This is a genomic window from Stenotrophomonas maltophilia group sp. msm1 (assembly GCF_032025805.1).
In the GTDB taxonomy this organism is placed as follows: domain Bacteria; phylum Pseudomonadota; class Gammaproteobacteria; order Xanthomonadales; family Xanthomonadaceae; genus Stenotrophomonas; species Stenotrophomonas hibiscicola.
In genome coordinates, this window is sequence record NZ_JAVSKH010000002.1 from 847,033 (window position 1) to 870,530 (window position 23,498).

The 23,498-nt window shown below is 66.9% G+C and carries 22 protein-coding genes; 17 read left to right on the forward strand and 5 right to left on the reverse strand.

Going from position 1 to position 23,498, the window contains the following annotated elements; all coding sequences use genetic code 11:
* Positions 1-67: 67 nt before the first annotated feature.
* Positions 68-622 carry a DUF4189 domain-containing protein gene (locus tag ROV95_RS11560; protein ID WP_152525789.1) on the reverse strand — a complete coding sequence of 185 codons (555 nt, stop codon included), beginning with the start codon at positions 620-622 and terminating at the stop codon, positions 68-70.
* A gap of 121 nt (positions 623-743) precedes the next feature.
* Between ROV95_RS11560 and ROV95_RS11565 the strand changes: the two genes are divergently transcribed.
* Positions 744-1,619: an EcsC family protein gene (locus tag ROV95_RS11565; protein ID WP_312544470.1), complete on the forward strand. Its 876-nt coding sequence runs from the start codon at positions 744-746 to the stop codon at positions 1,617-1,619.
* 139 nt (positions 1,620-1,758) lie between these two features.
* Positions 1,759-2,874, forward strand: a complete 1,116-nt coding sequence (locus ROV95_RS11570; protein ID WP_312544471.1) for an alkene reductase — start codon at positions 1,759-1,761, stop codon at positions 2,872-2,874.
* A gap of 209 nt (positions 2,875-3,083) precedes the next feature.
* Here the strand turns inward: ROV95_RS11570 and ROV95_RS11575 are convergent, their stop codons facing one another.
* Entirely contained in the window at positions 3,084-3,977 is an 894-nt protein-coding gene (locus tag ROV95_RS11575) for a mechanosensitive ion channel domain-containing protein (RefSeq protein ID WP_312544473.1), read from the reverse strand.
* Positions 3,978-4,122: 145 nt separating this feature from the next.
* Entirely contained in the window at positions 4,123-6,501 is a 2,379-nt protein-coding gene (gene ppsA / locus ROV95_RS11580; protein ID WP_111099058.1) for a phosphoenolpyruvate synthase, read from the reverse strand.
* A gap of 144 nt (positions 6,502-6,645) precedes the next feature.
* On the opposite strand from ppsA, the gene ROV95_RS11585 reads away from it, so the two are divergent.
* The 5 genes from ROV95_RS11585 to ROV95_RS11605 all read left to right on the forward strand — a co-directional run bounded on the left by ROV95_RS11585 (position 6,646) and on the right by ROV95_RS11605 (position 10,918).
* Complete coding sequence (locus ROV95_RS11585) at positions 6,646-7,467, forward strand: pyruvate, water dikinase regulatory protein (RefSeq protein WP_005417170.1); 822 nt, start codon at positions 6,646-6,648, stop codon at positions 7,465-7,467.
* 168 nt (positions 7,468-7,635) lie between these two features.
* Positions 7,636-8,145: a DUF1249 domain-containing protein gene (locus tag ROV95_RS11590; protein WP_134730765.1), complete on the forward strand. Its 510-nt coding sequence runs from the start codon at positions 7,636-7,638 to the stop codon at positions 8,143-8,145.
* 41 nt (positions 8,146-8,186) lie between these two features.
* Positions 8,187-8,675 (forward strand): 8-oxo-dGTP diphosphatase, encoded by a 489-nt coding sequence (locus tag ROV95_RS11595; protein ID WP_312544476.1) that lies wholly within the window; start codon positions 8,187-8,189, stop codon positions 8,673-8,675.
* Between the two features lie 143 nt (positions 8,676-8,818).
* A complete protein-coding gene (locus tag ROV95_RS11600; protein WP_312544478.1) occupies positions 8,819-9,433 on the forward strand; it encodes a DUF2239 family protein in 615 nt (204 codons plus the stop codon).
* A 117-nt stretch (positions 9,434-9,550) separates the two neighbouring features.
* Positions 9,551-10,918 carry an MATE family efflux transporter gene (locus ROV95_RS11605; protein ID WP_312544479.1) on the forward strand — a complete coding sequence of 456 codons (1,368 nt, stop codon included), beginning with the start codon at positions 9,551-9,553 and terminating at the stop codon, positions 10,916-10,918.
* Positions 10,919-11,037: 119 nt separating this feature from the next.
* Here ROV95_RS11605 and ROV95_RS11610 read toward each other — a convergent pair whose 3' ends face one another.
* Entirely contained in the window at positions 11,038-11,682 is a 645-nt protein-coding gene (locus ROV95_RS11610; protein WP_227844450.1) for a class I SAM-dependent methyltransferase, read from the reverse strand.
* Positions 11,683-12,032: 350 nt separating this feature from the next.
* Here ROV95_RS11610 and ROV95_RS11615 point away from each other — a divergent pair, with 350 nt between their 5' ends.
* The 10 genes from ROV95_RS11615 to ROV95_RS11660 all read left to right on the forward strand — a co-directional run bounded on the left by ROV95_RS11615 (position 12,033) and on the right by ROV95_RS11660 (position 22,184).
* Positions 12,033-12,647 carry a CDP-alcohol phosphatidyltransferase family protein gene (locus ROV95_RS11615; protein ID WP_312544481.1) on the forward strand — a complete coding sequence of 205 codons (615 nt, stop codon included), beginning with the start codon at positions 12,033-12,035 and terminating at the stop codon, positions 12,645-12,647.
* A 22-nt stretch (positions 12,648-12,669) separates the two neighbouring features.
* Positions 12,670-13,734: a class III poly(R)-hydroxyalkanoic acid synthase subunit PhaE gene (gene phaE / locus ROV95_RS11620; RefSeq protein ID WP_312544483.1), complete on the forward strand. Its 1,065-nt coding sequence runs from the start codon at positions 12,670-12,672 to the stop codon at positions 13,732-13,734.
* Positions 13,731-14,798: a class III poly(R)-hydroxyalkanoic acid synthase subunit PhaC gene (phaC, locus tag ROV95_RS11625; protein WP_111104125.1), complete on the forward strand. Its 1,068-nt coding sequence runs from the start codon at positions 13,731-13,733 to the stop codon at positions 14,796-14,798. The genes phaE and phaC overlap by 4 nt, the downstream gene beginning before the upstream one ends.
* Before the next feature lie 33 nt (positions 14,799-14,831).
* On the forward strand, positions 14,832-15,200 hold the full coding sequence (locus ROV95_RS11630; RefSeq protein ID WP_026347052.1) for a YfeK family protein: 369 nt from the start codon (positions 14,832-14,834) through the stop codon (positions 15,198-15,200).
* Between the two features lie 64 nt (positions 15,201-15,264).
* The gene (locus tag ROV95_RS11635; protein WP_058981420.1) at positions 15,265-15,468 is read left to right on the forward strand and encodes a PspC domain-containing protein; all 204 of its coding nucleotides are present in this window, start codon (positions 15,265-15,267) and stop codon (positions 15,466-15,468) included.
* Positions 15,465-15,917, forward strand: coding sequence for a hypothetical protein (locus ROV95_RS11640; RefSeq protein ID WP_019660259.1), 453 nt, complete (start codon positions 15,465-15,467; stop codon positions 15,915-15,917). The genes ROV95_RS11635 and ROV95_RS11640 overlap by 4 nt, the downstream gene beginning before the upstream one ends.
* A 765-nt stretch (positions 15,918-16,682) precedes the next feature.
* Positions 16,683-16,898 carry a hypothetical protein gene (locus ROV95_RS11645; protein WP_005410085.1) on the forward strand — a complete coding sequence of 72 codons (216 nt, stop codon included), beginning with the start codon at positions 16,683-16,685 and terminating at the stop codon, positions 16,896-16,898.
* Positions 16,899-17,105: 207 nt separating this feature from the next.
* Positions 17,106-19,493 (forward strand): Tex family protein, encoded by a 2,388-nt coding sequence (locus tag ROV95_RS11650; protein ID WP_312544486.1) that lies wholly within the window; start codon positions 17,106-17,108, stop codon positions 19,491-19,493.
* Between the two features lie 208 nt (positions 19,494-19,701).
* Complete coding sequence (locus tag ROV95_RS11655; protein WP_312544488.1) at positions 19,702-21,891, forward strand: PAS domain S-box protein; 2,190 nt, start codon at positions 19,702-19,704, stop codon at positions 21,889-21,891.
* Positions 21,892-21,953: 62 nt separating this feature from the next.
* Positions 21,954-22,184 (forward strand): hypothetical protein, encoded by a 231-nt coding sequence (locus tag ROV95_RS11660; RefSeq protein WP_019660256.1) that lies wholly within the window; start codon positions 21,954-21,956, stop codon positions 22,182-22,184.
* 39 nt (positions 22,185-22,223) lie between these two features.
* Here ROV95_RS11660 and ROV95_RS11665 read toward each other — a convergent pair whose 3' ends face one another.
* Positions 22,224-23,312, reverse strand: a complete 1,089-nt coding sequence (locus tag ROV95_RS11665) for a DUF5694 domain-containing protein (protein WP_180877634.1) — start codon at positions 23,310-23,312, stop codon at positions 22,224-22,226.
* Positions 23,313-23,498 lie beyond the last annotated feature (186 nt).

Consider the following 23,498-nt stretch of genomic DNA (forward strand, 5'->3'; position numbering starts at 1 on the left):
TGGTAGTGCCGGCCGCTGGCCGGCAATTCAGAAACGGGGGACAGAACCGCTCCCCCTGTTTCCACCGTCAAGGAGACCAGTTGGGTCCGGGGTCGGGACCACGGCCATACAGGTTGACTGGCCGGCCGCAAGTGAAATGAACCGGTCGGCAGCCGTTGGGGCAGGCCTGGCGTGCGACCTCGGTGCCGAGTGCCAATTCGTTGTCGCTGCGGAAGACCACTTCAAACTGGCCAGTGTCGTAGTGCTGCAATGCGTAGGCACATCTTTCAGTGAACGAGGCAATGATCTCGCACTGTGTTCCGCTGCGCTTGTTACAGGTCTTCAATGCCTCTTTCTCGGCAGCCTTCTGTTTGTGTTGGCGAACGCTCCATGCGAGGAGTGTGCCGTTCGGCGAGCGGGCAAATGCAACCCATTCGGAGCCCATCTTTACTCGGGTGGTTGGGATGGACGGAGCAAGTCCGGCATCGCCACCACCGCCTCCGGGAATCGGCGCACAACCCAACACGCCTTGCCCGCCAATAGGGTAGGAACCCGGTGGGCATCGACCTTCGGCCTTGACGATGTGAGGCAGGCCGAGAGCAGCGAGGGAAAGGGTGCAGAGCAGCAGTAGTCGGGCGAGCATGGGGCGTCCTTGCCTGGGTTGTTCCATGGCCCCATGAAAGCGGGGCTGCTGGCGGGATCATAGACCGGTGGCGAGGGTGCTACCACCCTCCGTTCAACTCCCTGGCGCTAAGATCGGCGCCATGAACGAGCCGATCCTGCTCCCCCGCGACATCGCCCATGACGCCCGCGACTGGTCCGACCTGCAGCGCGCGGTGGCCCTGCTGGAAGCGCCGACCCTGACCGCGCGCATGGCCAACCTGGTCGGTACGCCGCTGGAGTTCGCGGTGAAGGCGCTGCCCAGCTCGGTCTCCAACCGCATCCACGGTGCGGTGCAGGCGGCGCTGTCCAAGTCGGCGCAGGCAGCCCTGTGGAGCATGGACAACTCGCCCGGCAAGGGAGCGTCGACCCGCTGGCACAAACTGGCGGCAGCCACCTCCGGTGCGGTCGGCGGCGCCTTCGGCTTTGCCGCCTTGCTCATCGAGTTGCCGGTGTCGACCACGATCATGATGCGTGCGGTGGCCGACGTCGCCCGCAGCGAGGGGTTTGACCTGTCCGACTTCAGCACCCGCCAGGCGTGCCTGGAGGTGTTCGCGCTCGGTGGCAACTCGCCGCGCGACGATGCCAGCGAGACCGGCTACTACCTGGCCCGCGGCTTCACCACGGATGTGATGCGCCACCTGTCGGCCGAGCTGGCCGGGCGGGTGGTGACCGGCCGCGACCTGACCCTGGGCGTGGCGCCGAAGGAAGCCGGCAAGCTGCTGGCGAAGCTGGTGGAGAAGGTGGCGGCGCGCTTCGGCGTGGTGGTCACCGAGAAGTTCGCCGCACAGGCGGTGCCGATCGTCGGTGCTGCCGCCGGTGCAACGCTGAATACCATGTTCACCGACTACTACCAGGACATGGCGCGTGGTCACTTCATCGTGCGCCGGCTGGAGTTGAAGTACGGGGAAGATGTGGTGCGCACCTGCTATGACCGCGTGGCACACGGTGCGGTAAAGATCGAGCCAAGGGTGGAGTAGATCCACGCCATGCGTGGATGAGCCCTCGTACCGGGTGATCCTTGCCGTGGGGGAACAACTGTTTTGCCAGTGCGTGCCTGTTGCCTGGCGGGGGCCATCCCCATTCTTGGTGGCACTCCTCCCGCAAGAGATCGCCGCCATGTTGTTCACTCCTCATCATCTGGGCGCACTGACGCTGCCCAACCGCATCGTGATGCCGCCGATGACCCGCTCTCGCTCGTCGGCCGGCAACGTGCCCACTGCCGAAATGGCCACGTATTACGCGCAGCGCGCCAGCGCCGGCCTGATCGTCAGCGAAGGCACCCAGATCAGCCCTCAAGGCCAGGGCTATGCCTGGACCCCGGGCATCCATAGCCCGGATCAGGTGAAGGGCTGGCGCCGGGTGACCGATGCCGTGCACGCTGCCGGCGGTCGCATCTACGCCCAGCTGTGGCATGTCGGCCGGGTCTCGCACGTGGCGCTGCAGCCGGGCGGCGCCGCCCCGGTGTCGTCGTCGGCGTTGTTGGCGGAAGGCGTGAAGGTGTTCGTCGACCCGAGCGGGGCAGGTCCCGAAGCCGGGGTGGGCGAAATGATCCAGCATTCGATGCCGCGCGCGCTGCGCGAAGACGAGATTCCGGGCATCGTCGCCGACTACGCCCAGGCCGCGCGCAACGCGCTGGATGCAGGTTTCGATGGCGTGGAGTTGCACGGTGCCAATGGCTACCTGATCAACCAGTTCATCGACTCGCAGGCCAACCAGCGCACCGATGGCTATGGCGGTTCGCTGCAGAACCGGCTGCGCTTCCTGCGCGAGGTCGTGCAGGCGGTGGTTGCGGTGGTCGGTGGTGATCGCATCGGCGTGCGCCTGGCGCCGCTGACCACGTTGCAGGGTGCGGTGGACGATACGCCGCAGGCGACCTATCTGGCGGCCGCGCATCTGCTGGGTGAACTGGGCGTGGGTTACCTTCACATTGCCGAAGCGGATTGGGAGGATGCACCGTTGATGCCGGCGGCGTTCAAGCAGGCGCTGCGCATGGTCTACCCGGGTACGCTGATCTACGCCGGCAAGTACACCGCCGAGCGTGCCGAGCAGGCACTGGCCGAAGGCTGGGCTGACCTGATTGGCTTCGGCCGGCCGTTCATCGCCAACCCGGATCTGCCTGAGCGCCTGCGACTGGGGGCGGAACTGAATCCGCCGGATCGTGCGACGTTCTTCGGTGGTGGAGCGGTCGGCTTCACCGATTACCCGACGCTGGAAGAGAGCGTCGCGGCCTGATCCTGAAGGCTGCCCGGCCAGCGGCCGGCACTACCGGGAGGCGAGGGATAGTGCCGGCCGCTGGCCGGCATTCCAGTCAGGCGGCGAGGGGGTAGTGCCGGCCGCTGGCCGGCATTTCAGTCAGGCGGCGGGGGTAGTGCCGGCCGCTGGCCGGCATTTCAGTCAGGCGGCGGGTAGTGCCGGCCGCTGGCCGGCAGCCCGGGGATGGATCAGGGCTTGTCGCGCACCAGCGCGTCGGCCTCCACCACGCTGCCATCCTTTCCATGCAGGTACAGGTGCATGTCCTGCTGCGGATACGGAATGTTGATGCCGGCCTTGTCATAGCCCAGCTTCAGCTGCTCCAGCAGCGTGACCTTGGTGCCGAACCAGTCGGCCGACTTCACGTAGCAGCGGATGCCGAGGTTGATCGCATGCGCCCCCAGCTCGTACACCACCACGTCCGGGGCCGGCGTCTGCAGCACGCGCGGGTCGGCCTTCATCAGCGCCAGCGCGGTGTCGCGTGCCAGCTGGATGTTGTCCTCGTAGCCGATGCCGATCACCAGTTCGACGCGGCGGGTCGGTTCGGCGGTGAGGTTGATGATCGGTGCGGCGGTGATCAGCGTGTTCGGAATGGTGGTGTGCTGGTTGTCGGCACCGGTGATGACGGTCTGGAAGATGCGCACTTCGCGCACCGTGCCGGTCTGCCCGGCCACGGTCACCACATCGCCCACGCGGAACGGTCGCAGCGTCACCAGCATCACGCCCGAGGCGATGTTGGACAGCGAATCCTTCAATGCAAGACCGACCGCCAGGCCAGCGGTGCCGAGCACGGCGAGCAGCGGAGTGATCTGCACGCCCAGCGTGCCGATGGCGAGCACCACCACGATCACCAGCGACGCTGCGTAGACCACATTGCGCAGGAAGCTGCCCAGCATCGGGTCCACGCCCATGCGCGCGGTGGCGCGCGGCATGGCATTGGACAGGCGACGTGCCACCCACAGGCCCACCAGCAGCACTACGATGGCGGCCAGCAACGGCACACCGTAGGTTTCCAGCAGGCGCTCCCAGTCGAGCGAGTGGAACCAGGGCGTTGCGGCGGGGGCGGGAGGTGCGGCGGCGATCATGCGGAAGTCCTTTGCTGCGTAGCGATGTCTGCGTGGGGCAGGGCGTGCGTGGACGCCAGAAACAGCAAGCCCCGCAAAGGCGGGGCTTGCGTGCAGCAGCAGTATGCGCGGACGCCGATGAAAGCGACGTCAGCCCATCACGGCATCAGCCGTTGGCCTTCAGCTTGGCCAGGCGCAGCCAGGTATCAACCACGGTGTCCGGGTTCAGCGACACCGACTCGATGCCTTCCTGCATCAGCCATTCGGCCAGATCCGGGTGATCGGACGGGCCCTGGCCGCAGATGCCAACGTACTTGCCCTTGGCACGTGCTGCCTTGATCGCCATCGACAGCAGCTTCTTCACTGCCGGGTTCCGTTCGTCGAACAGGTGCGCGACGATCGACGAGTCGCGGTCCAGGCCCAGGCTCAGCTGGGTCAGGTCGTTGGAGCCGATCGAGAAGCCGTCGAAGATCTCCAGGAACTCATCGGCGAGCAGTGCGTTGGACGGCACTTCGCACATCATGATGATCTTCAGGCCGTTCTCGCCCTGCTTCAGGCCGTTCTGTTCCAGCACCTCGACGACCTTGCGGCCTTCTTCCAGGGTGCGCACGAACGGAATCATGACCCACAGGTTGTCCAGGCCCATTTCGTTGCGCACGCGCAGCACGGCCCTGCACTCCAGCGCGAAGGCGGCCGAGAAGCTCGGGTCGACGTAACGGCTGGCGCCGCGGAAGCCGATCATCGGGTTCTCTTCGTGCGGCTCGTAGTTGCTGCCGCCGATCAGGTTGGCGTACTCGTTGGACTTGAAGTCCGACAGGCGCACGATCACCGGGTTCGGTGCAACCGAGGCGGTGAGGGTGGCGATGCCTTCGGCCAGGCGGTCCACGTAGAAGCTGACCGGATCACCGTAGCCGGCGATCTTCTCGTCGATCTTCTTCTTGGTCGCGGCGTCCTGGCGGTCGTATTCCAGCAGCGCATTCGGATGGATGCCGATGTGGCTGGCGATGATCATTTCCAGGCGGGCCAGGCCGATGCCGGCGTTCGGCAGCTGGCCGAAGTCGAAGGCACGTTCCGGGTTGGCCACGTTCATCATGATCTTCAGCGGGGCCGGCGGCATGTTGCCCAGATCGGTCGTGGTGCGTTCGAAGCCGAGCTTGCCTTCGTAGATGAAGCCGGTATCGCCTTCAGCGCAGCTGACGGTGACCAGCTGGCCATCCTCGATGACCTGGGTGGCGTTGCCCGAACCGACCACGGCTGGCACGCCCAGCTCGCGCGCGATGATCGCGGCGTGGCAGGTGCGGCCACCGCGGTTGGTGACGATGGCCGAGGCGCGCTTCATCACCGGTTCCCAATCGGGATCGGTCATGTCGGCGATCAGCACGTCGCCCGGCTGCACGCGGTTCATGTCGTCCAGCGTCTTCACCACGCGGGCCACGCCCGAACCGATCTTGGCGCCGACGGCACGGCCCTCGGCCAGCACCTTGCCGCCCTTCTCGGTCAGCGCGAAGCGCTCGATCTGGGTGGCGTGGCTGCGCGACTTCACCGTTTCCGGGCGCGCCTGCACGATGAACAGCTTGCCGCTGACACCGTCCTTGGCCCACTCGATGTCCATCGGGCGGCCGTAGTGCTTTTCGATGACCAGCGCCTGCTTGGCCAGTTCCTGCACGTCCTCGTCGCTGATCGAGAAGGTGGTGCGCAGTTCGGCCGGGGTGTCTTCAATACGGACGCGCTCACCGGGGACATCCGAATACACCATGCGGATCGCCTTGCTGCCGAGCGAGCGGCGCAGGATCGCCGGCTTGCCGGCCTGCAGGGTGGGCTTGTAGACGTAGTATTCGTCCGGATTGACCGCGCCCTGCACGACCATCTCGCCCAGGCCGAACGAGGAGGTGACGAACACCACGTCGCGGAAGCCGGACTCGGTGTCCAGGGTGAACAGCACGCCGGAGGAGCCGACGCCCGAACGCACCATCAGCTGCACGCCGGCGGACAGGAACACGTCCTCATGCTTGAAGCCGTGGTGCACGCGGTAGGCGATGGCGCGGTCGTTGTACAGCGAGGCGAACACTTCCTTGACCTTGTGCACGACGTCGTCGGCACCGGTCACGTTGAGGAAGGTTTCCTGCTGTCCGGCGAAGGACGCATCCGGCAGATCCTCGGCAGTGGCAGACGAACGCACGGCCACGGCCACGTCGCCGCCGCCATTCTCGGCGCTCAGCTTGGCGTAGGCGGTGCGGATGTCCTGGTCCAGCTGCGGCTGCAGCGGGGCGTCGATTACCCAGCCGCGGATTTCCTTGCCGGCGGCGGTCAGCGCGTTGACGTCCTCGACGTCCAGCGTGGCCAGCCTGTCGAAGATGCGCTTGGACAGGTCGTTGTGCGCGATGAAGTCCTTGAAGGCTTCAGCGGTGGTGGCATAACCGCCCGGCACCGAAACGCCCAGACCGGCCAGGTTGCCGATCATCTCGCCCAGGGACGAATTCTTGCCGCCTACGCGGGCCAGATCGGCCAGACGCAGTTCGTGCAACCACAGGATGTTCTCGTTCAAGCGCGATGCTCCGTTTGGCCATCGCCCGAGGCGGGCTGAGTGGCCGCGTCCGTAGGAAGAAGCCGATATGATGCCGGGCAGAGCACCGTCGGCACAAGCTTGTGCTGGCGGCCTTTTTAAGCTTCGTAGGGGGTAAAAGCGCGCATGTCGACCATCCGTCCGGTGTTCTACGTTTCCGATGGGACCGGTATCACCGCTGAAACCATTGGGCATAGCCTGCTGACCCAGTTCTCCGGGTTCAGCTTCATTACCGATCGGATGTCGTTTGTCGACGACCCTGAAAAAGCGCGTGAAGCCTGCGCCCGGATCCAGGCGGCGGGGGAGCGGTACCAGGTCCGGCCGATCGTGGTGAACTCCTGCGTGGACCAGAGCCTGAGCCTGATCCTGGCCGACAGCGGGGCGCTGATGCTGGATGTGTTCGCGCCGTTCATCGAGCCCCTGGAGCGTGAACTGGCCAGCCCGCGCCTGGCCCGGGTCGGCCAGGCCCACGGCATGGTCGATTTCGATACCTACCACCGCCGCATCAACGCGATGAACTTCGCCCTGACCCATGACGATGGCATTGCGGTGAACTACGACGATGCCGACGTGATCCTGGTGGCGGTGTCGCGCGCCGGCAAGACGCCCACCTGCATCTACCTGGCCCTGCATTACGGGGTGCGCGCGGCCAACTACCCGTTGACCGACGAGGACCTGGAAAGCGACCGCCTGCCGCCGCGCCTGCGCAACTACCGACGCAAGCTGTTCGGGTTGACCATCGACCCGGACCGCCTGCAGCAGATCCGCCAGGAGCGCCGCCCGAACTCGCGCTACGCCAACCTGGACACCTGCAAGCGCGAGGTGGCCGCGGCCGAGACCATGTTCCGCATGGAGCGGATTCCGACCCTGAGCACCACGCATACCTCGATCGAGGAGATTTCCAGCAAGGTGCTGGCCACATTGGGGCTGCAGCGCGAGCTGTATTGATCCGTGCGCCACGACCAACGGTCGTGGCCTACCTCCGGGGTGATGACCCTCCTGCGCTGGGGCATCGACCCTCCTGCACGGTGGGTATCGACCGTTGGTCGATACCGAGCCCCTTTGGTCGGGGTGATCCCGCCCCCACGTTGAAGCACCAACGTGTAGGATCGACCCATGGCCCGAGCCTTGCCCCGTACCGAACGCATTCCCCGCCTGAGCCGGCTGAGCTGGCTCATGGGCCTGTACGCGGAGAACTACCGCCATCTGGTGCGCCTGTTCGAACCGGCTGGACTGATGACGGGCAGCTACGTCTCCTCGGTCGGCGATGGCCTGGACGTTCGCCTGGACGTGATCGAGTGCCACCGCTACACGGTGGAACTGCGGCTGACCTACGATCTGGCCGACCCGGTCACTGGCGAGCCTGATCCCTCGGCCTATGTTCGCCTGTACCGTGACGCGCGCCAGGCCGAGACCACCCACTGCTACGTCGGCCGCCGCTGGCAGGACACCATGGGGCTGTACCCGCCGCCGGCGGAGCTGATCAGCCACCGCATGCGGATGAACACCTTCCTCGGCAAGTGGCTGGAGTACCTGGCCGAGCGCGGCCACGGCGTGGCCACGCTGCGCCGCGATGCCGATGGCGTCGCGGCGCCCGCCGAACGCCGCCTGTCGCTGGTGCGCTGATCGGCCATAATCCACGGCTCACCTGCCGCTGGATGCTGCCCATGCCGTACACCCCGATCGTCGCCACCCTGGGCTACGTGCTGTCGCCCGATCGTCGCCAGGTGCTGATGATCCATCGCAATACCCGTCCCGGTGACCATCATCTGGGCAAGTACAACGGGCTGGGTGGCAAGATCGAACCGACTGAAGACGTCGCGGCAGGCATGCGCCGCGAGATTGCCGAGGAAGCCGGCATCGACTGCACCGGCATGCGCCTGCGCGGCACTCTCAGCTGGCCCGGTTTCGGCAAGCACGGCGAAGACTGGCTGGGCTTCGTGTTCGTCATCGACAGCTTCGAAGGTACCCCGCACGGCGGCAACCACGAAGGTACGCTGGAGTGGGTAGATCTGGACAAGCTGGACACGCTGCCGATGTGGGAAGGCGACCGCAACTTCCTGCCGCTGGTGTTCGACGCCGACCCGCGCCCGTTCCACGGGGTGATGCCATACAAGGACGGGCGCATGGTCAGTTGGTCCTACAGCCGGCTGTGACCCGGTGAATCGGGGAGGTGCCAACCATTCCGGGGAGTGCCAATCTGGGTTGGCACGCTCTTTTGGTCGATTAATACCCGGGCAATATTGACAGTCATAAATTACCCGGGCAATATTCGCGCATCACCTCTGATGCCATTGCCATGCCTGCGTCCCGACTCCCTCCTTTCAGTTGTTTCGACGGCCATCGCCTTGTTGCCTGCGGCAGCCCGGAAGTGGCGGCACTGGCGCTCAAGCGGCTGCGCGCCGACAACGCTGCCGGACCATTGCTGGTGTTCGACAACGCCACCGGTCGCGCCCGCGATTTCGATACGCGCGGCAGTGACGAGGAACTGCTGGCGCGGGTAACCGAAGCGTTTCCCCCCTCTGACGAGGCGGATGCCGAAATCACTGCCGAAGACGCTGCGACCCCGCGTGGCCGTGGCCGCCCCAAGCTGGGCGTCGTCGCCCGTGAAGTGACCTTGCTGCCGCGCCATTGGGCCTGGCTGGCCGAGCAGCCGGGCGGCGCCTCGGTGGCATTGCGAAAACTGGTGGAGACGGCCAGCCGCGCCGGTGCGGACAAGGACCGCCGGCGTCGCGATGCCGAACGCGCCTATCACTTCCTGCAGACCATCGCCGGCGACCTGCCGGGCTTCGAGGAGGCCATCCGCGTGCTGTTCGCGCACGACCGTGCGGGCCTGGAAGCGGTGCTGCATTCCTGGCCCAGGGATGTGCGCGACCACGCCCTGCGTCTGGCGTTCGACAGCGCTGACGGCTGATCCATCGCGCCGTCGTTGAGCGGCGGCGCCACCTGATCGCGGGCCACGGCCCGGTCCCTTGTGCTTGCTTTGCTGGTGGAAACGCCGGGCAGGGCAGTGCCTTGCCCAGAGAACCCCATGAACTCCCCTGTACATCCCACGCCCCTGGTCGCGCCGCCTCTGTGGCGCACCTACCTCGCCCTGCTGCTGCCGATGCTGCTGACCAATGCGCTGCAGCTGGCCGCAGGCACGCTGGACAACATCTACCTCGGCCATCTGCTCGGTACCCAGGCGGTGGCCGTGGCCGCTGCGTTCTTCCCGGTCTTCTTCCTGCTGCTGGCCCTGGTGATGGGCCTGGCGACCGGCGCGATGGTGCTGATCGGGCACGCCTGGGGCGCGGGTCGGCCGCAGCAGGTGCGCGCGGTGGCTGGCAGTGCGGTGGCGCTGATCCTTGTGCTGTCGGTGCTGGTGATGCCCCTGGGGAGCGGTTTCGCACCACAGCTTCTGATGTCACTGGGTACACCGGCACCGATCCTCGGTGAGTCCATCGTCTATGCGCGGGTGCTGCTGCTGAGTGCGCCGGTGTTCTTCCTGCTGTGGCTGGCGACGGCCGTGAGCCGCGCGGTGGGTGATGCAAAGACGCCGCTGCACGCGCTGCTGCTGGCGACCGTGCTCGGCCTGCTGTGCACGCCACTGCTGATCCTCGGCTGGGGCGGCCTGCCGCAGCTGGGCGCGGCCAGTGCCGCGGTGTCGGCAGCATTTGCCTCGCTGCTGGCGTTGGTCTGGTTGCTGTGGAGCTGGCATCGCCTGGGGCATCCGCTGGCACCCGGCCATGAGCTGCTGCGGGCCATCCGTTTCGATGGCGCGATCATTCGTTCGATGCTGCGCATCGGCGTGCCGTCCTCGCTGCAGATGCTCAGCCTGGCCATTGCCGAGATCGTGTTGCTCGGCTGGATCAACCGCTATGGCTACACCGCCACGGCGGCCTACGGTGCGGTCAACCAGTTGATGAGCTGGGTGCAGCTGCCGACCATGTCGCTGGGCATCACCGCCACCATCCTCGCCGCGCATGCGATGGGGGCAGGACGTGCGGCACGATTGCCCGCCATTGCCCGCACCGGGGTGCTGCTGGGCCTGGCGATGCTGACGGTCGTGGTGCTGCTGGTGATGGCGCTGGCGCCGTGGCTGACCGGCCTGATCCTGACGGCGCCGGAGGTGCGCGAACTGGCCGCACTTCAGCTGCGCACGGTGGTGTGGGGCGTGCTGGCGATGGGCGGCACCACGGTGCTGGTCGGCGTGATGCGCGGCAGCGGGACTGTGCTGCTGCCGGCGTTGCTGGGCATGACAGCGGTGTTGCTGCTGGAGCTGCCACTGGCGATGTGGCTGCAGGCGCGGCACGGGCTGACCGGCCTGTGGTGGGCGTGGCCGCTGGGACTGGTGGCGATGCTGGTGTTGCAGATGATGTGTTTCGCGAGGTGGCGCAGCCGGTTGCCGGCGGCGGCCTGACCGCAGCGCCATTGCCGGGGCAGCCGGCCAGCGGCCGGCTCCACCGCTCGGTCGGATCGCATCCGGCGAAAATCCACGCCGATGCGGGTCGGGTAGCGCCGGGCCATGCCCGGCGGCAATCAGCGCCGATGCGCCAGCAGCAGGTGGAAATGCTTCTCCCGCGTCTGCCCGTCATTGCCGGCAGCAGTTTCGCGATGGCTGCGCCAGGCCGAGATGTTGAATCCCGACACGCGCATCGCCAGCTCAACTGCGTCCAGTTCGTGCAGCTGGAAATCGGCGGCAAACGGCAGGCTGCGCATGAAGGCCGCATCGCCGAACGCCAGGCACAGCCGCCCTCCCCGGCGCAGTACGCGCGCAAGCTCGTCCAGCACCGGGGCCAGGTTGGGCCAGAAGTACAGGGTGTTGACCGCCAGTGCGGCATCCACGGATGCCTCGTCCACCGGCAGCGCATGGGCATCGCCAAGCCGCATCGCGGCCCGGTCGCCCAGGCCGGCACTGGCCAGCCGCCGGTTGCCGGCCTCGACCATGGCGGCGGACAGTTCAACGCCCAGGTACTGGCTGCCCGGCGCTTGCAACAGCTGGGGCGCGAAGGCCGCATTGCCGGGGCCGATCTCCAGGATGCGTTCGCCGGCCGCCACCGCCAGCAGCCCGATCGCGGCCAGGTTCAGGGCGCTGTTGCTGCGGTTCATCGAGTCGGCCACCGCCAGTGCGGCGTCGCCATGGGGCTGCCGCAGCTGCGCGGCCAGGGTGGAAGCATCCAGCATCGTCGTCGTCCATCGAAGAGATTCGGACGTGGCGGCGGCGGGTCCGCCGATGACCATAGCGCTGACCTTGCGGCTTGGGAAGTAGGGAAACCCCGCTGCAGGGTGATGAGGAAATGTCCAGCGTCGCAGTCGGTGAGATCTGGTTGTCCACAGGGGGTGTGGATTACGCGTGGGCAACTTTGTGGATAAACCGCGACAGGCGCCACCCCCCTAGGCTGTCAAGATGGGTGGCGAAAAATTCACCGCCGGTGAGGGCGCGTGAGGGAACGGTGAAGGCCGCGGCCTGCCGGCGCTGTCGCCGGCAGCGGCGCTCGCGGTAACCTGTGGGCCTCGATGCTCCGTGAGACCCCATGAAACGTCACTTCTCGATGCTGCGCGAATTCCAGCTGGCCGACTGGTTCACCTTGGCCAATGCTTTCTGCGGCACCGGTGCGGTGTTTGCCGCAATGCGCTTCCTGCAGGACGGCGAGCGCGGCTACCTGCTGTTCGGCATGGCGCTGATACCGCTGGCCTTCATCTTCGACGCCCTCGACGGCCGCATCGCGCGCTGGCGCAAGTCCAGCTCCACTCTGGGGCGCGAGCTGGATTCGCTGTCCGACGTGATCTCGTTCGGCGTCGCGCCGGCGGCGCTGGCCTATGCATGTGGCATGCAGGGCGGCTGGGACTGGCTGGTGCTGAGCTATTTCGTCTGCTGTGGCGTCAGCCGCCTGGCGCGCTACAACGTCACCGCCGAGGCAATGACCGGCGACGAGGGCAAGGTCACGCATTTTGAAGGCACCCCTATCCCGACCAGCCTGGTGCTGGTGATCGTGCTGGCGATCGCCGCCGGTACCGATGCCATCGGCCAGAACATCTGGTTCGGCCAGTGGCAGATCGGTCCGTGGCAGCTGCACCCGATGGCGCTGCTGTTCGCCCTGTCCGGGTCGCTGATGATCAGCAAGACCCTGCGCATTCCCAAGCCATGAGCCAGCCCTGCGGAGGCCTGCGATGACCAGCTCGGCCCACGACGCCGGCAGCAGTGATTTCGAGACCCTGGCCCGGCAGTACTTCGGCGCCTGGGGCGATGCCCTGCGCCACGCGGGCACGCCCGGCGCACCGGCGGGCGACGACCCGGGCAGCTGGCAGCGCCTGTTCGACTGGTGGGGCCAGCTGTTGCCGGAACAGGGCCCAGGCGCGCCGGAAGATGCCGTGCGCCGGTTCCGCGAACAGGCCGGGAGCTGGTACGGCACCATGCAAGAGGTCGCCGCTCGGTTTGCCGGCCGCGACGCCAGCAGTGCCGATGTGGCCCAGGCCTGGCGTGAGGCGGTGCAGGGGCAGGGCGATGGCATGCTGCAATGGATGCTGCAAGGGGCCCGTGGCAGCACCCACGCCGGCGCCGCCGTGCCCGAATTCGCCGCATGGCTGCAGCAGTTCCAGCTGCAGGCGGGCCCATGGCTGCAGAGCCCGGCATTCGGCCCCGGCCGCGAGCACCAGGCGCGCTGGCAGGCCCTGCTGCGTGCGCAGGAAGAATACCAGCAGCATTCGCGCGCCTATGTCGACCTGATCAAGCGGGCACTGGACGAGGCCTTTGCGTTGTTCGAGCAGCGCCTGGCCGAGCACGAACAGCCGGGCAGCCAGCTGACCAGCGCCCGCGCGATGTTCGACCTGTGGATCGAAGTGGCCGAGGAGGCCTACGCCAAGGTCGCCATGTCCGAACCGTTCCAGCAGGTGTACGCCTCGCTGGGCAACGCGCAGATGCGTCTGCGTGCCGGCCTGCAGCGCGAGGTGGAACAGATGAGTGAACGTATCGGCCTGCCGACCCGCAGCGAGATGGATGCCGCACACCGCCGCATCGCCGAGCTGGAGCGCAGCCTGCGCCGCCTGCAGGCGCAGGTGGCAGTGCAGGCCGGAACCGCTGCGGTCGATCCGGTTGCGCAGCCGGCGCCGGCAAAAGTGAAGCCTGCCGCGCGCAAGGCCGCGAAGAAGACCGCACCGGCAACGAAGGCGCCTGCAAAAAAGGCGGCTGCGAAAAAGCCCCAATCTCGCACCTCCTCACGGGCGAGTGACCGATGAAGGGACCGTTGGGCTTCAACGCCGATGACCTGATGCAGGAGACCCTGGCCATGCAGCGCAAGCTGATGGAGGGGCTGAAGCTGCTGCCGCAGGTGGAAGACGTGGACTATGGCGTGACCGCGCGCGAGGAAGTCTGGCGCGACGGCAAGGTGGTGCTGTACCGCTTCGTCGGCGAACAGGCGCCGACCCGGCGCACGCCACTGCTGATCGTGTACGCGCTGGTCAACCGGCCGTACATGGTCGACCTGCAGGCCGACCGCTCCCTGGTGCAGAAGCTGTTGGCGCTGGGTCAGGACGTCTACGTGCTGGACTGGGGCTACCCGGATCGCTCGGAGCGCTTCCAGACCCTGGAGGACTACCTGCTGCGCTACATCGACGGCGCGGTGGATGCGCTGCGTGCGCGCAGTGGTAGCCCGGTCGACCTGCTCGGCATCTGCCAGGGTGGCGTGTTCGCGCTGTGCTACGCGGCGCTGCGCCGGCAGAAGCTGGGCAAGCTGATCACCATGGTCACCCCGGTCGATTTCCAGACCGCCGACAACATGCTCTCGCACTGGGCGCGGCAGGTGGACGTGGACCTGCTGGTCGACACGCTGGGCAACATCCCGGCCGACCTGATGAATGCCAGCTACCTGATGCTCAAGCCATTCCGCCTGAACGTGCAGAAGTACGTGGGCCTGCTCGACATCCTCGATGACAAGGCGGCGCTGGAGGACTTCCTGCGCATGGAAAAGTGGATCTTCGATTCGCCGGACCTGGCGGGCGAGGCGTTCCGCGATTTCATCAAGCAGTTCTACCAGGCCAATGGCCTGATGAAGGGCACGGTACGGATCGGCGACGAAGCGGTGGATCTGTCGCAGGTGACGCTGCCGGTGTTGAACATCTACGCCGAGCAGGACCATCTGGTGCCACCGGACGCCTCGCGCGCGATGCGCGGGCGCCTGGGTACGGATGACTACACCGAGTCCAGTTTCCGCGGTGGCCATATTGGTATCTACGTGTCCGGCCGCGCGCAGCGCGAAGTGCCGGCCACGATCGATGGCTGGCTGAAGGCGCGCGACCTGTAGAGTCGGGCCCTGCTCGACTGACTTGGAGGGATGATGACGTACCGGATTTTGTTGATTCTTGCGGTACTGCTGGCAGCGCCACTTGCCCAGGCCGCACCCAGTGCGGATGCACGGCGGGAGATCGCCCAGTTGATCGCCAGCCTGGACGGCTCGCAGTGCCGGTTCCAGCGCAATGGCAGCTGGTACGACGGCAGCGATGCGCGCGCCCATCTGCAGCGCAAGTACGACTACCTGCTGAAGAAGGACATGGTGGACAGCGCCGAGCAGTTCATCGAGCGCGCCGCCAGCCAGAGCAGCATGAGCGGCAAGCCTTACCGCATCCAGTGCCCGGGTCAGCCTGAACAGACCGCAGCCACCTGGTTCGGCGCACGCCTGCAGGCCCTGCGCCACCGCACGCCGTAGACATCGGGGCGGTGTAGAGTCCAGCCATGCTCGACTGCCTTGTCCGTTTCCCGGAGCCGCTGCCATGAACACCACGCCCAAGACGCTGTCGCGCTCATTGAACGATCGCATGATCGCCGGCGTGATGGGCGGCATCGCCCACCGCTTCGGCTGGAACCCCACGCTGGTGCGGATCGTGTTCGTGCTGATATCGATTGGCTCGGCCGCCTTCCCCGGCATTCTGATCTACCTGATCCTGTGGCTGCTGATGCCGAACGAGGCCGATTGAACACGGCCGCTCGACCCTGGCCGCTGTGGCTGCGTGCGCTGCAGATGCTGGGCGCAGCATGGACGTTGCCCAATTCGCTGCTCGGCCTGATTGGCGGCCTGGCCGGTATGCTCGGCGGCGCGTCATTGCGTTGGAGCGCGCGCGACTGTGCGCTGGTGTTCGACCGCTGGCCGTGGGGGCCAGGCGGGGCGATCACGCTGGGGAACGTGATCCTGCATACCGGCCATGACCTGGGCATTTCCTGCCGCACCTATGCGCATCAGGCGGGGTGGGGCGTGGAACCGCTGATCCGGCTGGATGATCACGAACGTGCGCACGTGTACCAGTACATGGTGCTGGGCCCGCTGTACCTGCCGGTATACCTGCTGTGCGGCGGGGTGAGTGCGCGCAACCCGTTTGAACGGGCGGCCGATCATTTCGCCCGGTTCGGGCGTGGCTGGTGGCCGTAGTTTCCAGCCAACGGCGCAGCCCCTCGTGGCTTGGTCGCGGAATACGTTTCATGTGATCGGGCCGGGCGGGGTGGGTTCGCGGGACACGCCGTAAACCCGTCCTTGGGGGCTCGATGGCGCCATCCATGGCGCCAACGGTCCCGCGAACCCATCCCGCCCGGCCGCTGACAGTTCTCGGCCGCGTCCAGCCACGGAAAAGAAAAAGAACAGCAGAAGCGGGTCGCGCGCTGCGCTTGCTCGTGTAGAGCCGAGCCCGCGCTCGGCTGCTTTCAGGCCAGCTCGCGAAGCCGAGCGCAGGCTCGGCTCTACAACAAAAAAGCGGCCAGCCCGGCTGCTTCTGCTTTTGATCTTCTTTCTATTCTCCGTGGGTGGCGGCAGGCACCAGGAATCTGTCAGCGGCCGGGAGGGTGGGTAGGGCGGGGTGTCCGCGGCATGGATGCCGCGGCCAAGCCCCCATGGATGGGTTCACGGCGTCCCCGGCCTACCCACCCTCCCGGCCAGCCCACAGGAAACCGGCTTTCCGCGACCAACCAAACCACCCACGAGGGGCTGCGCCGTTGGCGGGAATCCCGTACTGATTCGTTAGCCGAAAGTTAAGGATCCGTAAGCATTCTGCTGCGATCCCGCAGTCATCTGCGTGCAACCGATCGTCATTAGCCTTCGTGACGTTCCAGTCAGGTTCGACGCGGTAAGCTCTCCCTCGATGAGCTCGCAGCATCGCTCATCGAGTGCAGTACGCAGTAGCAATTTGGAGGAATACATCACATGGCAATCGTTCTTTATGTCGGTGGTAGCAAGGATGGCGAGAAGGGCGTGGTGCCCTACGGCTTCAGCAAATCCCGCGCCGACACCGCGCTGGGGCCGGAGTTCTACACGGAGCGGTTCATGGAACTGCAGGGTGTCGGCAAGGTCCGCCTGATGGCCCTGGAAGGCATGCGTGACGAGATCGTCATGCAGCGCGCCGCCCGCCACTACCGCTGACCTTCGTAACACGCGGCAGGGCGCGCCCACCATCGCGCGCCCGCGCCGGCATCCCAGCCCAGGGCCAGTCCGGGCCCGCGCTTTGCCAGGATGCCGGCGTCCAATCCGGCTACGCCGCTGAACCTTGCGCCCTGTCAATGCCTTGTCCGGCTCCGTCGCGGGTTGCCAGAATGGGGTCTTCCCGTAATGCGGCACAGACCTGAAGCAATGCACGACGCCAAGAACGCCCAGAGCGCGCTCGCCCAGCAGATCGCCCAGACCATCGCCGACGAGATCGGTGCCCAGTCCGCCCAGGTGCGCGCCGCCGTCGGACTGCTCGACGAGGGCGCCAGCGTTCCGTTCATCGCGCGCTACCGCAAGGAAGTGACCGGCGGCCTGGACGACACCCAGCTGCGCAACCTGGAAGTGCGCCTGACCTACCTGCGCGAGCTGGAGGACCGTCGCGCAGCGGTGCTGGCCAGCATCGGCGAACAGGGCAAGCTCAGCGACGAACTGCGCAACGACATCCTGGCCGCCGATACCAAGAGCCGTCTGGAAGACCTGTACCTGCCGTACAAGCCCAAGCGCCGTACCCGCGCCCAGATCGCCCGCGAGGCGGGGCTGGAGCCGCTGGCCGATGGCCTGCTGGCCGACCCGACGCAGGACCCGCAGAGCTTTGCGGCCAGCTTCGTCAATGCCGACAAAGGCGTGGCCGACACCAAGGCTGCGCTGGAAGGTGCGCGCGCGATCCTGACGGAGCGCTGGGGTGAAGACGCCGCGCTGGTCGGCGAACTGCGCACCTGGCTGGGCGAAACCGGCGTGATCCGCGCGCGCGTGGCCGAGGGCAAGGAAACCGAAGGCGCCAAGTACCGCGATTACTTCGATCACGCCGAGTCGTTGGCGAAGATTCCCTCGCACCGGCTGCTGGCGCTGTTCCGCGCGCGCCGCGAGGAGATCCTGTTCCTGGAGCTGGACCCCGGCAGTGATGCCGAGGCCGGCCACCAGTACGCCGAAGGGCGCGTGGCGCGCAGGGCCGGCATCGCCGACCAGGGCCGCGCCGCCGACCGCTGGCTGCTGGACGCCTGCCGGCTCACCTGGCGCGCCAAGCTGCACACGCACCTGCTGCTGGACCTGTTCAACCAGGCCCGCGAGAAGGCCGAAGCCGAGGCCATCGCGGTGTTCGGCGACAACCTGAAGGACCTGTTGCTGGCGGCACCCGCCGGCCCGAAGACCGTGCTCGGACTGGACCCGGGCATCCGCACCGGCTGCAAGATCGCCGTGGTCGATGCCACCGGCAAGCTGGTGGCCACCGACACCATCTACCCGCACGAGCCGCGTCGCCAGTGGGAGCAGTCGCTGCAGACGATCAAGCAGCTGTGCGCCAAGCACAACGTGGAACTGATCGCGATCGGCAACGGCACCGCCAGCCGTGAAACCGACAAGCTGGCCGGCGAAGCGATCAAGGCCGCTGGCAACCCGAAGCTGCAGAAGGTGGTGGTCAGCGAGGCCGGCGCGTCGGTGTACTCGGCGTCCGAGTTCGCGGCCAGGGAGTTCCCGGAGCTGGACGTGTCGCTACGTGGGGCGGTGTCGATCGCCCGCCGCCTGCAGGACCCGCTGGCCGAACTGGTGAAGATCGAACCCAAGGCCATCGGTGTCGGCCAGTACCAGCACGATGTGGACCAGTACCGTCTGGCGCGCGCGCTGGATGCCCGCGTGGAGGACTGCGTGAACGCGGTGGGCGTGTACGTGAACACCGCTTCGGCTGCACTGTTGTCGCGGGTGTCCGGCCTGTCGGCCACGGTGGCCGAGAACATCGTGCGCCACCGTGATGCGAACGGCCCGTTCAAGCGCCGCAAGGACCTGCTGAAGGTGGCGCGCCTGGGCGAGAAGACCTTTGAACAGTGCGCGGGCTTCCTGCGCATTGCCGACGGTGATGAGCCGCTGGATGCTTCGGCGGTACACCCCGAGGCCTACCCGGTGGTCGAGCGCATTGTGGCCAGCACCGCGCGCCCGATCAAGGCGCTGATCGGTGATGGCAGCTTCCTGCGCGGCCTGAAGGCCGAGCAGTTCACCGATGCCACCTTTGGCGTGCCGACCGTGCGTGACATCCTCAAGGAACTGGAGAAGCCGGGCCGAGATCCACGCCCCGAGTTCAAGGCGGCACGCTTCGCCGAGGGCGTCGAGGACATCAAGGATCTGCGCGAGGGCATGGTGCTCGAGGGTGTGGTAAGCAACGTGGCGGCCTTTGGTGCCTTCGTCGATATCGGTGTGCACCAGGATGGCCTGATCCACATTTCGGCCCTGTCCGATACGTTCGTGAAGGACCCGCGCGACGTGGTCAAGGCCGGCGATATCGTCAAGGTGAAGGTGCTGGAGGTGGACGTGGCGCGCAAGCGCATCGCCCTGACCCGGCGCCTGGATGATACCCCCGGCCAAGCCACCAGCCGCCCGGGCCAGCGTGATGAGCGCGGCCATGGGCAGGGTCCGCGCCGCGATGCAGGCGGCCAGAACCGCGGGCCGAACCGGGGCCAGGGCAATGGCGGCCGTCCCGCCGCGTCCGCGCCCCCGGCCAACAACGCCTTGGCCGAGGCCTTCGCCCGCGCCAAGCGCAGTTGAGGACCGTGTTCCCCGTCACGCTTGATTCGTGGCGGGGGACTTGTCGATTTTCCCCGTGATTGCGCACACTTGCGCTTGAGGGGAGGCGTCCGGCCACCCCGCTGTTGCTGGGGAGGGCCATGACGCCAGCAGGACCCGTCGTCTTCGTTGAGGTCTGCAGCGTCGCGCTGCGGCCGCTGCCTCCCTGTGCGGGCCGGGGTACGGGTTGATGGCCGGCCAGGGAACCAACGGCAACGGGTTGCTGGAGCGGCGCCTGCAGGCGCTGGCCGAAGAGCGTCGTCGCCTGGCGATGATCATTGACGGCACCGCCGCCGGCACCTGGGAGTGGAACGTGCAGACCGGCGAGATGCGGGTCAATGCGCGCTGGGCGGAGATCGTCGGTTATCGCCTGGAAGAGCTGGAGCCGGTGTGCCAGAAGACGTTCCTGAAGCTGGTCCATCCCGATGACATCGTCCTGTCTGACGCGGCACTTGAGGATCATTTTGAAGGCCGCAGCGACAACTATGTCTGCCTGCTCCGCATGCGCCACAAGAACGGCCAGTGGATATGGATCCACGACCGTGGCCGCGTGTTCGAATGGGATGGGCAGGGACGACCGCTGTGGATGGCCGGTGCGCATGCCGACGTGACCGAGCTGCAGCAGGCGCGGCAGGACGCCGCCGAAAGCCGGCAGCGGCTGCAGGCCGTGGTCGATGCGTCCGACGAGGTGGCGGTGATCGCGACCGATACCGAAGGCACCATTACCCTGTTCAATACCGGTGCGCAACGCCTGCTGGGATACAGCGCGGAGGAAGTGGTCGGACAGCGGCGACTGGGTGATTTCCACGATCCGGACGAGTTGGCGGCATGGCTGCGCCCGCTGGCGGCTGCGGACGGACGCCTGCCGGGCGCGTTTGAAGCCCTCAGCGCTCGTGCCGATGCGCAGACCTATTCAAAGCAATGGACATTGCGGCGCAAGGACGGCCAGCCACGCCAGGTGCGCCTGTCGATCAGCCGCATGGATGGTGCCGGCGGCGCGCGCATCGGCTACGTCGGCATGTCCATCGACATCACCGAGATCCTGCAGGCACGTGCCGAAGCACGCCTGGCGGCGGAGAAATTCGCCGGTGCGTTCACGTCGGCGGCGCTGGGCATGGCGCTGGTGTCGCTGGAGGGGCGCTGGCTGGACGTCAATGACGCCCTGTGCCGGATCCTGGGCTACCCCCGCGAGGAACTGCTGCAGGTTGATTTCCAACGCCTGACCCACCCCGATGACCTGCAGGCCGACCTGGCCCTGGTGCAGGATCTGCTGGCCGGGCGGCGCAGTCACTATCACCTGGAAAAGCGCTATCTCGATCGCGACGGCAAGGTGATCTGGGCGCGGCTGTCGGTCTCGCTGGTGCGCAACGAGCATGGCGAGCCGCTGCATTTCGTGTCGCAGATCCAGGACATCAGCGCCCAGCGCAGCAGCGAACAGCGCCTGTTCGAGAGCGAGCAGCGCAGCCGCATCACCCTCGATGCCGTGGCCGATCTGGTGCTCAGCGTCAGTCTGGACGGTCGTATCGATTACGCCAACGCCGCTGCTGTCCGCACCCTCGCCGGTGATGGCGCGCTGTCGCTGGCAGGGCACAACGTGCAGGACGTACTGGCGCTGACCACCGAATACGCGCCCGGCTCGGTGCTTGATGTATCCGTGCTGCTGGACCCGGAAAGCAATGCGGTGGACCTGCATGCCGACCTTCTGCTGCGCCTGGGCACGGCCACGATCCCGGTCGATCTGACCCGCGCCTGGCTGCGCGATGACGAGGGCCATGTGCGCGGCGCGGTGTGGGTGCTGCGCGACGACACCCAGCAGCGGGCGCGGCAGCGCGAAGCCCGCCACCTGGCCGAGATCGATCCGCTGACCGAGCTGAGCAACCGTCGTGGCTTCGAGGTGCATCTGCAGCAGGCGATCACCCGCGTGGAGCGTACCGGCCAGGCCGCCTCGCTGATGTACATCGACCTGGACCGCTTCAAGCCGGTCAACGACACCTGGGGCCATCTGGCCGGTGACGCCGTGCTGTGGGCGGTGGCCAGCGTGCTGCGCCACGGCGTGCGGGATTCGGATGTGGTGGCGCGGCTGGGTGGGGATGAGTTCGCGGTGATCCTGTCCGGTTGCACGCCGCGTCGTGCAGCGCGCATTGGCGGCGAGCTGCTGCACACCCTTGCGTCGCTGTCGATTCCGTGGGACCAGGACCGCCTGCATGTGGGCGCCAGCATCGGCATCGCGCCCTTGACGGGCGGGATGAGCGTCGACCAGGCCGTGGCGGCGGCCGATGCCCAGTGCTACCGGGCCAAGGCAATGGGCCGCAACAACGTGCAGGTACAGGGCGAGGCGAGTGAGCTGCCGGGCGGCGACATCGATCCGACCGAGGGCTGATCTCAACCTGTGAGAGGGCGTGCGCGAATACTCCGCGCACTTCCCCTCCTACAGGTGGTCCCATGAATGTCTGCAACCCGGTGACGCTGCGTGCCTACGCCCCGGCAATGGTCGGCTGGTGCCTGGCCCTGGCCGCCTGCCTGCGTGCGGAACAGCTGCGCGGCGACCTGCACGCGCAGGCCCTGCTGCCGGTGCTGCAGGGCGGCGCGGTCGCCTTGCTGGTGTTCACGCTGTCCTGCATCGGTGCCGCCAGCATCATGCTGTGGCGGGCGGGCAGGAACGCGGTGGAGTGATGCGGCGGATGGTTACCGCATCCCCCATGCGCAGTTGCGTCAGCGCAGTACTTCATCCGAACTGACCAGCTGCACGTCATGCATCAGGTTGAGGTAAGCCTCGTAATAGCCCTTGTGTGACGCGCCGACGATGGTCAGCATGCGGGTGCCTGGATGCTGGCCGAGCACGTCGCGCATGTTGGCGACCATGCGCAGGTTACGGGTTTCCCAGTAGCCCAGGTAGTTGCGGCCGAAGCCTTCCGGTGAGGGTTCGACAAGCGTCGCGCCGAAGTCGCTGTTGAACGCCACCATCGCGGTCTCGGGTGCGTTGTAGGCGCGATACATCGCGAGCAATCCTTCCGGCTGAACAAGATTGGCTCCGAGCCGTTCATCAGCCGCCCTGCGTGCTTTGACGAAGGCGTTGTCCCAGGCGCCGCGTATGGCGGCAGCGTAGGCCTTCTGCTGCGATTCCGGTGTGGGCGAATCCGCAGTGTGGTCGTCCACCGACCACAGGCGCTCCAGTCCGAGGCGTGCGGCAAGCACGCCGGCCACCAGGACGGCCTCGTTGCGGCGGGTCATGCGCGTGTCGAGGAACTGCACCAGCTCCGGAGTCAGGCTGTCGGCCGCACGGCGCTCTTCCCGGGGCAGCCGCAGCCATTGGACGACTGCCGAGCTGTTCTCGCCCGCAGCCAGGAAGACTGCAGCCAAGCGACGTCGCTGGGCAGCGCTTGGCGCCTTGGGCCAATCTGCAAGCAGGCGTTCCATTTCCACGTTGGCGCTGGGCACGTCCAGACCGGTGGCGGCCTGCGCCGGTGCCGGATCGACGCAGTAGTCCGCGACGCTCTCCGCGTATCGGGCCGGATTGCGGCGCATGAAGTCACACTGCAGGCCGGACAGGTTCTCCACTGCGATCGCGGTGGGCCGCCAGGCTTCCAGGCGCTGCAGCAGAGGTTCCAGCATCGCCGGCGTGAAGGTCTCCGGCAGGCTGGACAGGTGTGGGCTGCCCAGCACCAGCACTTCGTTCGGGCGTCCTGCGGGCGGTCCCTTCAGCTGGTCCGGGTGGAAGGCCGGTCGATAGGCGGTGCCGGTGGCCAGCGCATTGCTGCTGCATAGGGCCAGGAGAAGAAGGCTGGCAAAGCGAGGGAACATGCGATCTCCATGTAGATGAGCATCCTGCGGGACCTCCATGCTGGTCGTTTTCCCCTGCGGGCGAACCCCGCATCGGTCATGTAAACCTTTTTTCCTTGAGCTGCATCCTTGTGTGGGCGATGTGGTCGGCTGCCTCCCGGCGCCTGCGCTGTACAGCGTTCCGCCAACCGGTGGCGGAACGGATCC